The organism is Pseudaquabacterium rugosum, assembly GCF_038066575.1.
GTDB classification, from domain to species: Bacteria; Pseudomonadota; Gammaproteobacteria; order Burkholderiales; family Burkholderiaceae_C; genus Pseudaquabacterium; species Pseudaquabacterium rugosum.
Genome location: NZ_JBBUTF010000004.1, coordinates 218297 through 230898, shown reverse-complemented (window position 1 = coordinate 230898; position 12602 = coordinate 218297). Strand labels below are relative to the sequence as shown.

Genomic DNA, 12602 nt, shown 5'->3' with positions numbered 1-12602 from the left:
GATGCCTGTGCGGCAGCGGCATCCCACAGACCCCGATCGGTGCATCACCGGTGGGCCGAAGGGACGCTTGCTGCAGGCACGGGCCGGCCGAGTCTGGAACACCGAGCGCAATTCAACTGGATCCACCGATTACATGACCACGATTCGCGTCAAGGAAAACGAGCCGTTCGATGTCGCCCTGCGCCGCTTCAAGCGCACGATCGAGAAGCTGGGCCTGCTGACCGAACTGCGCGCCCGCGAGTTCTACGAGAAGCCCACCGCCGAGCGCAAGCGCAAGAAGGCCGCCGCCGTCAAGCGCCACTACAAGCGCGTGCGCAGCATGCAGCTGCCGAAGAAGCTGTACTGATCACGGCTTCGCCACCTCGGGTGGCGGCCCGTCACGGTACATGAGGAACACAGCCCGCAGCGGGACGCCGCTGCGGGCTGTTCCTTTTTCCGGCCAGACCGCCGGGCCCTCAGCGCCGGCCGGCCGCCGCGCCGTCCACGGCCGGCGGGGCATCGGGCGGCGGCACCCGGCTGTCGACGCCGGCCTGCCGCAACCGCGCGACCAAGGCCTCGGCGGCCTCGACCAGCGCGGCCTCCAGCGCATCGCGCAAGGGATGCCGGCTGCGCCACTGCGGCCGCAGCACGGCGACGTGGAACGGGATCGAGACCGTCAGCGGCCGCAGCACCAGACCACCGCCGCCCGCCTCCTCGGCTGCCGCCTGCGTCCAGGCCAGCGCCGTCAGCGGATTGACGATGGCCAGCCCCAGCCCCTGGCGCACCAGCGCGCAGACCGAGGCCGCGCTGGGGGATTCCAGCCGCAGATGGCGTGCGATGCCGCGTGCCGTGAACATCGCGTCGATCTGCTGGCGGTAGGCATCGGCCGGCGCCAGGCTGATGAAGGGCTGGCCGGCGAGGTCCTCCGGCGCCAGCACCGGGCGGGCCGCCAGCGCATGGCCGGGCGGCAGCACCGCCACCTCGTCGGCCACCAGCAGCGGACGCAGCTGGCAGGCCACCGGCGCCTCGCGCTGCTCGGACAGGCCCAGATCGTGGCGCTGGTCGCTCAAGCCCGATTCGAGGGCCGGCGACTCCAGCGGCGTGATCGTCACCGCGGCCTCGGGCTCGTCGCGCGCCAGCCGGGCCAGCGCCTCGGGCAGCAGCACCTGGGTCAGCGCCGGCAGCGCGGCCAGCTCCAGCCGGCCCAGCGCATGGCCGCGCAGCGCCAGCGCGGTGGCCGCGATGCGCTCCAGGCCGACGAAGGAGGCCTCGACCTCCTGCAGCAGCGCCAGCGCCCGCACCGTCGGCCGCAGCCGGCCCTTCAGGCGCTCGAACAGCGCGAAGCCCAGCACCTGCTCCAGCCGCGCCAGCTCGCGGCTGAGCGTGGGCTGAGAGCTGTGCAGCAGCTCGGCCGCCCGCGTGAGCTGGCCGGTGCGCATGACGGCGCGGAAGAGCTCGATCTGGCGGTGGGTCAGGCGTGGGGCGGTCGGCATGGCATATCCATTTTGAATGCCTGATCGACAGAAAAGCAATTCACGGCATGACAGGGGCGCGGCATCATCGCGCCCCATGAACCCGTTCGCCGACGACCTGCTGCGCCAGCTGGCGCAAGACCACGGCACCCCGCTGTGGGTGTACGACGCCGCCACGATCCGCCAGCGCATCGCCGACCTGCGCGCCTTCGACACCATCCGTTTCGCGCAGAAGGCCAACTCCAACATCCACCTGCTGCGCCTGATGCGCGAGCAGGGCGTGGTGGTCGATGCCGTCAGCCGCGGCGAGATCGAGCGCGCGCTGGCCGCCGGCTACACCGCGGCCGTGGACGCCCAGGGCGCCAGCGGCATCGTCTTCACCGCCGACGTGTTCGACCGCGCGACGCTGGAGACGGTGGTGCGCCACCGCGTGCCGGTCAACGCCGGCTCGATCGACATGCTGCAGCAGCTGGGCACCGCCCAGGGCGCGCCGGACGCCGACGGCGGCCATCCGGTGTGGCTGCGCATCAACCCCGGTTTCGGCCACGGCCACAGCCGCAAGACCAACACCGGCGGCGAGCACAGCAAGCACGGCATCTGGCACACCGATCTGCCGCAGGCGCTCGCCGCCATCGCGCAGCACGGGCTGCGCCTGGTCGGCCTGCACATGCACATCGGCTCGGGCGTGGACTACGGCCATCTGGCCCAGGTCTGCGACGCGATGGTCGCGCTGGTGGTCGACTCGGGCGCCGACGTGCAGGCGATCTCGGCCGGCGGCGGCCTGTCGATCCCCTACCGCGACAGCGACGCCCGCATCGACACCGCCCACTACTTCGGCCTGTGGGACGGCGCGCGCCAGCGCATCGCCGCCCACCTCGGCCATGCGGTGCACCTGGAGCTCGAACCCGGCCGTTATCTGGTGGCCGAGTCCGGCGTGCTGCTGGCCGAGGTGCGCGCCAGCAAGACCATGGGCGCCAACCGCTTCCTGCTGGTCGACGCCGGCTTCTCCGACCTGATGCGCCCGGCCATGTACGGCGCCCACCACGGCATGAGCCTGATCGCCGCCGACGGCCGCGCCCTGCCCGCGGCCGCGGACTGGGCCGAGACCGTGGTCGCCGGCCCGCTGTGCGAATCGGGCGACGTCTTCACGCAGGGCGACGGCGGCCTGGTGCTGACGCGCGCCCTGCCCGCGGCACAGGTCGGCGACATCCTGGTGCTGCACGACGCCGGGGCCTACGGCGCGTCGATGTCGAGCAACTACAACAGCCGCCCGCTGGCCGCCGAGGTGCTGGTCGACGGCGACACCGTGCGCCTGATCCGTCGGCGCCAGACGGTCGACGAACTGCTGGCGCTCGAACTCGGCGTCTGAGATTCGGCGCCTGAGATCCGGCGCCTGGGCCGCAGGCCGTCCGGGCCCGCCGATGACGCAGGCGGACGTCCCGGCGGCCGGCGCGCGACAATCGGCGGTTTTCCATTTCCGATTCCACCGAGGAGCACGCAAGCATGAGCAGCCTGAAGGACCGCATCACCGAGGACATGAAGACCGCGATGCGCGCCAAGGACGCCGAGCGCCTGTCGGCCATCCGCCTGCTGCTGGCCGCCTGCAAGCAGAAGGAGGTCGACGAGCGCGTGACGCTGGACGACGCCATGGTGGTCGCGCTCGTCGACAAGCTGATCAAGCAGCGCCGGGATTCGGTGGCCGCCTACGAGAGCGCCGCCCGCCCGGATCTGGCCGCCAAGGAAGCCGCCGAGATCACCGTGCTGCAGGCCTATCTGCCGCAGCGCCTGTCGGCCGACGAGGTCGCCGCCGCGGTGGCGGCCATCGTCACCGAGCTGGGCGCCGCCGGCCCGGGCGACATGGGCAAGGTGATGGCCGCGGCCAAGGCCAGGCTCGGCGGCCAGGCCGAGATGGCCCAGGTCTCGGCCGCCGTCAAGGCCGCGCTGACGAAGTGACGGCCCGGCCGGCCGGCCATTGCCTGCCGGCTGGATCGCGGCGGCGGCGCAGGCCAGTCCGGCCCGTCCCGGCACGCCGCCGCACCGGGACGCCGGGGCGCCCGGCCCGGCCCCTCGGGTTAAGCTCCAGGGCATGAGCACCCTGCCCCTGCGCCCCATCGCCGCCGACGTCTGCGTCGCCCCTCAACTGACGCCGGAGGCCATGGCAGAGGTGGCCCGCGCCGGCTTCAAGAGCGTGGTCTGCAACCGGCCCGATTTCGAGCACGGGCCCGACCAGCCGACCGCCGCCAGCGTCCAGGCCGCGGCCGAGGCCGCCGGCCTGCAGTTCCGCTTCCTGCCGGTGGCCGGTGGCTACCAGTCGCCCGAGGAGATCGCGGCCTTCGCCGCGCTGCTGAAGGAACTGCCGCGCCCGCTGCTGGCCTTCTGCCGCTCCGGCGCCCGCGCCGAGAAGCTGTACCTGCAGGCGCTGGCCCTGGGCTGAAGCCCGACGCGCCGCCCGCCCCTGGGCGGCGCCGACCGGGCCGCGTCGCACGCGGCCGGGCGATCCCCGGGCCGCCCGGCCGCCCGGGACCAACGGCCCGGCCTCAGCCGAAGAACCACCCGACCACGCCCAGCGTCAGCGAGGGCACGCCCGCCAGCAGCGCCATGCGCAGCAGGTCGGTGGCCAGGAAGGGCAGCACGCCGCGGTAGGTCACCGCCATCGGCACGTCCTTGGCCAGGCTGTTGACGACGTAGACGTTGAGGCCGACGGGCGGCGCGATCAGGCCGAAGCTGACCGTCATCAGCACCAGGATGCCGAACCAGATCGCCTTGGCCTCGGGGCCGAGGCCGAACAGCGGCAGCGCCATCACCGCCGGGAACAGCACCGGCACCGTCAGCAGCATCATCGACAGCTCGTCCATCACGCAGCCGAGCAGGATGTAGCCCAGCATGATGGCGCCGATGACGGCCAGCGGCGGCACGTCCAGATGCGTGACCCACTGCGCCAGCGCCGTCGGCATCTGGGTCAGCGCCAGCGCCGCGTTCATCATGTCGGCGCCGAGGAAGATCATGAACACCATGGCCGAGGTCTCGGCCATGCCGGCCACGCTGCGCCACACGCCGGCCCAGCCCAGCTCGCGGCGGGCCAGCGCGACGACCAGCGTGGCCAGCGCGCCGACGGCCGCGCCCTCGGTCGGCGAGAACACCCCGCCATAGATGCCGCCGAACACCAGCACGAAGACGAGCGCGATCGGCCACACCGCGGCCAGCGCGCGCCAGCGCTGCGGCCAGGGCAGCGGCGTCCGGGGCGGGGCCAGCGTCGGATCGCGCCGGCACTGCCAGCCGATGACGGCGATGTAGCCGGCCATCGCCAGCAGGCCCGGCAGCAGCGCGGCAGCGCGGCAGCGAACAGCTTGCCCACGTTCTGCTCGGTCAGGATGGCGTAGACCACCAGCGGCACCGAGGGCGGGATCAGGATGCCGAGCGTGCCGCCGGCCGCCAGCGCGCCGGTGGTCAGGCCCCCGTCGTAGCCGAGCGCCCGCATCGGCCGGTAGGCGACCTGGGTGATGGTGGCCGTGGTGGCGACCGACGAGCCGCAGACCGCGCCGAAGGCGCCGGCCGCCAGGATGGCCGCCATCGCCAGCCCGCCGCGCACATGGCCGACGAAGGCCGCCGCCGCCTCGAACAGCGCACGCGACAGGCCGCCCTGGGTCGCGAACTGGCCCATCAGCAGGAACAGCGGGATCACGCTCAGGTCATAGACCGTCAGGCGGGCGACGGCGCTGCCCTTGAGCAGGTTCATCAGCGCCGGCTCGCCGGCCAGCGCGCCATAGCCGAGCGCACCGGGGATGAACATGGCCGCGGCGATCGGCACGCGCAGGCCCATCAGCACCAGCATGCCGCCGAACATCAGCAGACCGATGGTGGTGGCGCTCATGACGGACGGCTCCCGTCGGCGGGAGCGGTGGGGACGACCAGGTCGGCCACCGCCGGCACATCGCCCTCGGGCGCCGCCGCCAGCCCGCGCCACAGCCGCTGCGCCTGCCAGGCGGCGATCGCCGCACTGAGCGCCAGCCCCGGCGCCAGCATCGCGTAGGCCCACCACATCGGCAGGCCGAGGATCATCGTCTCCTCGCCGGCCGCGCGCACGGCCTGCGCCCCGGCGGCGCTGCGCCAGGCCAGCAGCGCGCAGGTGGCCGCCAGCAGCAGCGCGCCGACGGCGTCCAGCCGGTCGCGTCCGCGCGGGGCCAGGCGCTGGGTGAAGAAGTCGACGATCAGGTGGGCCCGGTGCAACTGGCACCAGGGCAGCGACAGCGAGATCGCCAGCGCGATGCCGACCTGCATCAGCTCGACATCGCCCTGCACCGGCCCCGAGCCCAGTGTGCGGCCGGTGATGCTCCAGGCCACCATCGCCGCCAGGCCCAGCGTCACGGCCCCGGCCAGGGCGGCGCACAGCCCGGCCAACGCCCGCCAGCAGCGGGTCATCATGCGTCGACCACCAGCCGCGGGCCCTCGGCGCGCGAGCAGCAGGGCAGGAACTGGTCGCCGGCGGCCTGCTCCTCCGGTGTCAGGTACTGGTCGCGGTGCTGCGGCCGGCCCTCCACGACGCGCGTCAGGCAGCTGCCGCACACGCCCTGCTCGCAGGAGCTGAGCACCGGCACGCCAGCCTCCAGCATCACCTGCAGCGCGCTGCGCTCGGCCGGCACGCGCAGCGTCAGGCCGCTGCGCGCGAGCACCAGCTCGAAGGGCCGCGTCTCGCCGTCCGCGGCCCCGGCGGCCGGATCGGCGCCGAAGGCCTCCCAGTGCAGCCGGTCGGCCGGCCAGCCGACGGCCTGGGCCGCCTCGCGCAGGCCCTGCAGCAGGCGCTGCGGGCCGCAGGCGTAGATCCGCGGGTGCGGCGTCGCAGGGAGCGCTGACGAGGCGGCGGGCGCCGGGGGCGCCACGGACGGAGCCGATGGCGGTGCGACGGCGGACGGACCGGTCCGCCCGCCGTCGAGGCCGGTCGCCGCGGCCGTCCGGCTGCGGCGCAGGGCGTCAGCCAGGTCCAGCCGGCCGGCCATGCGCAGCCCGCTGCAGCGCTCGTCCGGACGGTCGGCGCCCTGGCTGCAGTGCACCGTCACCGCATCAGCCCAGGGGGCGACGCACAGCCGGTCGGCGAAGGCCAGCGCCCGCGGCTCGCGCACGGCCAGATGCAGGGCGAAACGCCGACCCTGCGCGTGCAGCGTCTCGGCCATCGCCAGCAGCGGCGTGATGCCGATGCCGCCGCCCAGCAGCAGCACGGGCGCGGGGTCGTCGTGCAGGCCGAAGGCCTGGCGCGGCAGCCCGACCGTCAGGCGATCGCCGGCGCGCAGGCGCTCGTGCACGGCGCGCGAGCCGCCGCGCGAGTCCGGCTCGCGCTGCACGGCGATCTGCCAGACCGCGGCATCGGCCGGGTCGCCGCACAGCGAGTACGGCCGCACCGGGCCGCCCGGCGTGTGCACGTCGATGTGGGCGCCGGCCTCGAACGGTGGCAGCGCGGCGCCGTGCGGATCACGCAGCTCGACGGCCAGGATGTCGGGCGTCTCGTGCCACGCGCGGCTGACGAGCAGCTCGCGCATCGGCCCGGCGCTCATGCGCCGACTCCGCCGGCCTGGCGCACGGGCACTTGCGCGGGGCCGGCCACCGGGACCGCCACCACGGCGGCCTCCGCCGGTCCGCCCGCCGCGCCTGCCCCGGCCCGCGGCGCGCCACCGTCGGGCGCCTGCTCGCGCGCGATCCAGCGCTCCAGCACCCGGCGCGACTGCACGCCGCCGGCATCGATGTTGAGCTTGAGCAGCGCGCGCTCCGGCCAGGCCGAGAGGTTGGCCTGCTGGCGCTCCAGCATCTCGATGTCCTCGCTGAAGATGCGGCCCTGGCCTTCGCGGATCTGCGCGGTCAGCGCGGCGTCGCGCGGCGCGAAGCGCCGGGCCATGCCCCAGAAGTACCACATCGTGGTCTCGGTCTCGGGCGTGATGAAGTCGACCACCACGGCCGAGGCCTTGGCCTCGGGCGGAGCGTCGAAGCCGCCGCGCCCGGCCTGGGCCACGCCGACCTCGATCAGCACATGGCTGGGCGGGTAGAACTGGCAGATCTGCCAGCGGTCGACCGGCGCCTGGTCGTCGAGCCCGACGCCGCGCAGCGCCATCTGCCAGAACGGCGGCGCGATGATGCCGTGCATCTCGCGCCGGGTGGTCACCACGTCGCCGTCGACCCGCGTCTCACACGGCGTCTCGTCGATCTCCTTCTGGCCGATGGAGCCGGCGTGCACATAGGTCTCGTGCGTCAGGTCCATCAGGTTGTCGATCATCAGCCGGTAGTCGGCCTTGACGTGGAAGAGCCCGCCGCCGAAGGCCCAGTCGTCGGCATGGCCGGGCGCCGTCCACGGACAGTCGTGGATGGCGGCCGGATCGGCCAGGGCGGCCTCACCCGGCCAGACCCACAGGAAGCCATGGCGCTCGACCAGCGGAAAGGCCCGCACCGGCGGAAAGCCGCGCACGCGCTGGCCCGGCATGGCCACCGTGCGGCCGTCGCAGCCCATGGCCAGGCCGTGGTAGCCGCAGACCAGCGCGCCGTCGCAGACGCGGCCGAGTGACAGCGGCGCGCCGCGGTGCGGACACCAGTCCTCGACCGCATGGGCCACGCCCTGGGCATCGCGCCACAGCGCCAGCGGCGCGCCGCAGATGCGCCGGCCCAGCGGGCGTTCGGCGCCGACTTCATCGGCCATCGCGGCCACGTACCACGCGTTCTTCGGAAACATGGAACCTCCCCGTGCGGTGCGCCGGCCGCGGCGCCCCGGCCGGACGGCGGCGGGCACGGCCCGGGCGGCGGGCTCATTCAGTATCCTGAATGACAATCACTCTACGGGACAGGTGCAGGCCCTGCAGCGCAGGTTTACCCGCTCAGGGTTGGTCCGGTGGCGGGATGTCCGGGCCCGTCGGGGCGTCGGCACCCGAGGCCTCCGCACCCAGCACGAAGCGTTCGAGCAGCACCATCAGCTGCTGCGCCTCGGCCGCGCTCAGGCCGGCCAGCTGGCGCTGCTGCAGCTGCGCGATGGCCGGCGTCAGACGCGCCAGCTGGGCCAGGCCCTCGTCGGTCAGGCGCAGCGCGCGCTGGCGGCGCGGCAGCAGCTCGCGCGTGATCCAGCCCTTGCTCTCCAGCCGCACGGCCAGATCGGCCGTGGTGGAGTTGTCCAGCGCCACCTCGGCAGCCAGCGTCACCTGGTCGATGCCGGGGCGCTCGTGCAGGCACAGCAGCACCGCGTACTGCAGCGGCGTGATGTCGCGCCCGACCGCCTCGGCGAAGCGGGCGACGGCCATCTGGTGGGCGCGGCGGATCAGGTGGCCGGGCTGGGCCCGCAGGCCGGGCTGGGCGGCCACGCGCTGGGCCACGGCGGCCCGGCCCGAGGCGGGCGGCGCGCCCGGGCGAGCCGGCTTCAGCTCGCGCTGCGGGCCAGATGCCATTCGGCCAGCTTGGTCATGTTGCCCAGCGAGACCTGGTGGGCGTGGATCAGGCCCAGCACGCCGTTGCGGTGCAGCAGCATCACGTCGGCCTCGGGCAAGGCGCGCAGCTTGTCGGCGTCGATGGTCAGGAAGCCGTCGACGCTGAGCTGCTCGCCACCGGGCAGGGTCGCGTCGAAACGCATGTCGCGCAGCAGGCCCTTGTCCAGCAGCAGGCGGCCGACCAGACGGGTGCGCTCGACCTCCTGCTCGAACAGCTCCAGCTGCTGCTGGATGTCGCGGGTGAAAGCGCTGGGCTCGCCCTGTTCGTCGAACAGCGCCTCGCCGATCTGCGCGTTGAAGCCGGGATAGTCCGGCTCGATGACGACCACGACCTGCTCCGGCGAGACCCGCGCCAGCGCGAACGGATACAGGCGCAGGGCGGCCGGCACGTAGCGGGTGCGCCAGACATCGCCGTCCAGGCACAGGTTCTGGCCGGCCTTCAGGCCGAGCACCGCGATCGGCGCGATCTGCGGCACGCCATCGTCACCGGTGCCGGCCTTGACCCAGACGACGGGATAGTCGCGGCAGGCGTCGGCGAACTCGGTGCTGGCGACGAAGAAGGCGTTGAGGCCGCGCATCGGCGTCAGGTCGCGCTGCGCGGCGTCGAGCTTCAGCGTGCGGTGCTGGATGCGGTCGAGGGCGACCGGTTGGCGGTGGAGTTGTTCGTTGAGCATGATCGTCAGGTTCTGGCGGCCGCGGCCGCCTCGGTCAGGCGCGCGGAGCGCGCGAAGCATCGGCGGCAGGTCGTGTCAGTCGGCCGCGGCCTGCGCCGCATCCCCGTCGGCGTCGGGCAGACGGCTGACCAGCACCTTGTCGACCCGCTTGCCGTCGAGATCGACGACCTCGAAACGCCAGCCCTGCCACTGCACGATGTCGGCCGTCTGCGGCAGGCGGCCCAGCAGCAGCATCACCATGCCGGCCAGCGTGTTGTAGCGGCCACGGTCCTCCTCGGGCAGCTCGCGCAGCTCCAGGCGGTCCTTGAGCTCGGGCACCGGGATCAGGCCGTCCATCAGCCAGCTGCCGTCCTCGCGCTGCACGGCCCAGGCATCACCCGACGCGGCGTTCGAGAACTCGCCGGTGATGGCCTCCAGCACGTCGCGCACGGTGATCACGCCCTGCACCGCGCCGTACTCGTCGACGACGAAGACCAGCTCGGCGCTGCTGGCGCGGAAGTGGTCGAGCAGCTCCATGCCCGACAGCGTCTCGGGCACGAAGACCGGCGGCTTCATCAGCTGCTCCAGATCCGGCAGCCGGCCCTCGCTGAGCGCCGGCAGCAGCGTCTGGGCATCGATCACGCCGACGACCTCGTCGAGCCCGCCGCGGCACACCGGATAGCGCGAGTGGCCGTGCTCGGACATCAGCGCCAGCAGCTCGGGCAGCGGCGCGTTCAGGTCGAGCGCGGTGATCTCGGCGCGCGGCACCATCATCGAGCCGATCTGGCGGTCGTCCAGGCGGAAGACGTTGCGCACCATCTGGTGCTCCTGCGCCTCGATGACGCCGGCGTCCACGCCCTCCTCCAGGCTGGCGGCGATCTCCTCCTCGGTCACGCTGCGGTTGGGCACGTCGCGGATGCCCAGCAGGCGCAAGGTGGTCTCGGTGGCCGCCGACAGCAGCAGCACGAAGGGCCGGGTGGCCATCGACAGCAGCTCCATCGGCCGCGCCACCAGCACGGCCACGCGCTCCGGGTGCATCTGGCCGACACGCTTGGGCACCAGCTCGCCGAAGATGATGGTCAGCAGCGTGATGCCGGCGACCACCACGGCGGTGGCGATGATGTCGGTGGCGGCCACCGACAGCGCCGGGATGTTGGCCTGCAGCCAGTGCGACAGCGGACCGCTGAAGGCCGCGTCACCGACGATGCCGTTGAGCACGCCGATCGACGTGATGCCGATCTGCACCGTCGACAGGAACTTGGTCGGGTTCTCGTGCAGGTCCATCGCGGCCTGCGCGCCGTGTTCCCCGGCCTCCACCAGCACGGCCAGCCGGGCCTTGCGGGAGGCACTGAGCGCCATCTCGGACATGGCGAACAGGCCGTTGAGGAGGATGAGGAAGATCAGAAGGGCGACGTCCATGGCATGGCGCCATCCGCGCCCGCTCTCGAAATGCACACGGCGCGCAGCGTAGCAGAATCCCCCTCATGCACTACCTGATCGGCGACCTGCAGGGCTGCTGCGACGCCTTTGAACGACTGTTGGCCGAGATCGGCTTCACACCCTCGCGCGACACGCTGCACGTGCTGGGTGATCTGGTCAACCGCGGGCCGGCCTCGCTGCAGGTGCTGGAGCGGCTGCACGGCTTCGGCGCCAGTGCCGGTTTCGTGCTGGGCAACCACGATCTGCACCTGCTGGCGGTCGATGCGGGCGCACGGCCGGCGCACCGCAGCGACACGCTCGACGAGATCCTCGCGCATCCGCGACGCGTCGCCTGGCTGGACTGGCTGGTGCAGCGCGGCCGCCTGGCCGACGAAGCCGAGGGCTGGCTGCTGGTGCATGCCGGCCTGGTGCCGCAATGGGACCGCGCCGACGCGCTGGCACTCGCCGCGGAGGTCGAGGCCGTGCTGCGCGGACCGGACCGCGCCGGCTTCCTGCGCCAGATGTACGGCAACCAGCCGGCGCGCTGGGACCCGGCGCTGCAGGGCATCGCGCGCTGGCGGATGATCGTCAACACGCTCACCCGCATCCGCTTCTGCCGCGCCGACGGCACGCTGGACTTCGCGACCAAGGACGGTGCCGAGACCGCCCCGCCCGGCCATCACCCGTGGTTCGAGGTGCCGGACCGGCGCAGCGCCGGCCAGCCGGTGGCCTTCGGCCACTGGAGCACGCTGGGGCTGAAGAGCCGCGACGATCTGCTGGCGCTGGACACCGGCTGCGTCTGGGGCGGCGCGCTGACGGCCGCCCGCGTCGACGGCGGCCGGCGTGAGCTGATCCAGGTGCGCTGCGCGCAGGCGCAGGCGCCCGGTCAGGGCTGAGCCGCGCGCCCGCCGTGGCGCGGGCCGCTCAGACCTCGGCCCAGAGCCGCAGCAGGTTGTGGTACGTGCCGGTCAGGCCGATCACCGACGGATCCATCTCGCCGACCTCGGCCCGCAGCCGGATCAGGTGCTGGTCCATGTCGTAGAGCAGGCGGCGCTGCTCGTCGCTGCGGATCATGCTCTGCAGCCAGAAGAAGCAGCCGATGCGCTCGCCGCGCGTGACCGCCTCGACCCGGTGCACGCTGGTGCCCGGATACAGCACCATGTCGCCGGCGGCCAGCTTCACCCGCTGCTCGCCGTAGGTGTCCTCGATGACCAGCTCGCCGCCGTCGTAGTCGGCCGGGTCGGTCAGGAACAGTGTGCAGCTGATGTCGGTGCGCAGCTTCTCGCCGCGCGGGCCGGGCAGGTAGCGCACGCCCATGTCGACGTGCGACCCGAAGGAATTGGCCGCGCCGCCATAACGGTTGAACAGCGGAGGAAACACCCGCTGTGGCAGCGCGGCCGAGAAGAAGGACGGGCTGCGGTTGAGCCCGTCGAGCACCAGCTGCTGCAGCGCCTGGGTGTCCGGGCTGAGCTGCTCGAGCTGGCGGTTGTTCTTGACCTGGGCCGATTGCACGCCCGCCGTGACCTTGCCGTCACGCCAGTACGGGCTCTCCAGCAGGATGGTGCGGGCGCGGGCCACCTCGTCGGCGGTCAGCACCTGACGGACGTGCAACAGCATGGCTCAGGTCA

Annotated in this window: 13 protein-coding genes and 1 pseudogene; 5 read left to right on the top strand and 9 right to left on the bottom strand. The window is 73.2% G+C overall.

Annotated elements, in window-relative coordinates; all coding sequences use genetic code 11:
• The first annotated feature begins 133 nt into the window (after nucleotides 1-133).
• Nucleotides 134-346 carry a 30S ribosomal protein S21 gene (gene rpsU / locus AACH11_RS05345; protein WP_012346814.1) on the top strand — a complete coding sequence of 71 codons (213 nt, stop codon included), beginning with the start codon at nucleotides 134-136 and terminating at the stop codon, nucleotides 344-346.
• A gap of 109 nt (nucleotides 347-455) precedes the next feature.
• On the opposite strand, the gene AACH11_RS05340 is transcribed toward rpsU, so the two are convergent.
• The gene (locus tag AACH11_RS05340; RefSeq protein ID WP_341373163.1) at nucleotides 456-1472 is read right to left on the bottom strand and encodes a LysR family transcriptional regulator; all 1017 of its coding nucleotides are present in this window, start codon (nucleotides 1470-1472) and stop codon (nucleotides 456-458) included.
• A 76-nt stretch (nucleotides 1473-1548) separates the two neighbouring features.
• Here AACH11_RS05340 and lysA point away from each other — a divergent pair, with 76 nt between their 5' ends.
• The 3 genes from lysA to AACH11_RS05325 all read left to right on the top strand — a co-directional run bounded on the left by lysA (nucleotide 1549) and on the right by AACH11_RS05325 (nucleotide 3885).
• Nucleotides 1549-2820 carry a diaminopimelate decarboxylase gene (gene lysA / locus AACH11_RS05335; RefSeq protein ID WP_341373162.1) on the top strand — a complete coding sequence of 424 codons (1272 nt, stop codon included), beginning with the start codon at nucleotides 1549-1551 and terminating at the stop codon, nucleotides 2818-2820.
• A gap of 134 nt (nucleotides 2821-2954) precedes the next feature.
• Complete coding sequence (locus tag AACH11_RS05330; RefSeq protein WP_341373161.1) at nucleotides 2955-3404, top strand: GatB/YqeY domain-containing protein; 450 nt, start codon at nucleotides 2955-2957, stop codon at nucleotides 3402-3404.
• A gap of 133 nt (nucleotides 3405-3537) precedes the next feature.
• Nucleotides 3538-3885 (top strand): protein tyrosine phosphatase family protein, encoded by a 348-nt coding sequence (locus AACH11_RS05325; RefSeq protein WP_341373160.1) that lies wholly within the window; start codon nucleotides 3538-3540, stop codon nucleotides 3883-3885.
• Between the two features lie 103 nt (nucleotides 3886-3988).
• Here the strand turns inward: AACH11_RS05325 and AACH11_RS05320 are convergent.
• The 7 genes and pseudogenes from AACH11_RS05320 to AACH11_RS05290 form a co-directional block, all read right to left on the bottom strand.
• A pseudogene (locus AACH11_RS05320) lies at nucleotides 3989-5322 on the bottom strand (TRAP transporter large permease).
• On the bottom strand, nucleotides 5319-5873 hold the full coding sequence (locus AACH11_RS05315; RefSeq protein WP_341373159.1) for a TRAP transporter small permease: 555 nt from the start codon (nucleotides 5871-5873) through the stop codon (nucleotides 5319-5321). The pseudogene AACH11_RS05320 and the gene AACH11_RS05315 overlap by 4 nt, the downstream one beginning before the upstream one ends.
• Entirely contained in the window at nucleotides 5870-6997 is a 1128-nt protein-coding gene (locus AACH11_RS05310; RefSeq protein ID WP_341373158.1) for a PDR/VanB family oxidoreductase, read from the bottom strand. Before AACH11_RS05310 ends, AACH11_RS05315 begins: the two co-directional genes overlap by 4 nt.
• Nucleotides 6994-8160: a Rieske 2Fe-2S domain-containing protein gene (locus AACH11_RS05305; RefSeq protein ID WP_341373157.1), complete on the bottom strand. Its 1167-nt coding sequence runs from the start codon at nucleotides 8158-8160 to the stop codon at nucleotides 6994-6996. Before AACH11_RS05305 ends, AACH11_RS05310 begins: the two co-directional genes overlap by 4 nt.
• Nucleotides 8161-8302: 142 nt before the next feature.
• Nucleotides 8303-8863 carry a MarR family winged helix-turn-helix transcriptional regulator gene (locus tag AACH11_RS05300; RefSeq protein WP_341373156.1) on the bottom strand — a complete coding sequence of 187 codons (561 nt, stop codon included), beginning with the start codon at nucleotides 8861-8863 and terminating at the stop codon, nucleotides 8303-8305.
• Complete coding sequence (locus AACH11_RS05295; RefSeq protein ID WP_341373155.1) at nucleotides 8836-9636, bottom strand: SapC family protein; 801 nt, start codon at nucleotides 9634-9636, stop codon at nucleotides 8836-8838. Before AACH11_RS05295 ends, AACH11_RS05300 begins: the two co-directional genes overlap by 28 nt.
• Nucleotides 9637-9651: 15 nt before the next feature.
• Complete coding sequence (locus AACH11_RS05290; protein WP_341373154.1) at nucleotides 9652-10974, bottom strand: hemolysin family protein; 1323 nt, start codon at nucleotides 10972-10974, stop codon at nucleotides 9652-9654.
• 65 nt (nucleotides 10975-11039) lie between these two features.
• On the opposite strand from AACH11_RS05290, the gene AACH11_RS05285 reads away from it, so the two are divergent.
• The gene (locus AACH11_RS05285; RefSeq protein ID WP_341373153.1) at nucleotides 11040-11870 is read left to right on the top strand and encodes a symmetrical bis(5'-nucleosyl)-tetraphosphatase; all 831 of its coding nucleotides are present in this window, start codon (nucleotides 11040-11042) and stop codon (nucleotides 11868-11870) included.
• Between the two features lie 28 nt (nucleotides 11871-11898).
• Here AACH11_RS05285 and AACH11_RS05280 read toward each other — a convergent pair whose 3' ends face one another.
• Nucleotides 11899-12591 (bottom strand): Fe2+-dependent dioxygenase, encoded by a 693-nt coding sequence (locus tag AACH11_RS05280; RefSeq protein WP_341373152.1) that lies wholly within the window; start codon nucleotides 12589-12591, stop codon nucleotides 11899-11901.
• Between the last annotated feature and the right edge of the window lie 11 nt (nucleotides 12592-12602).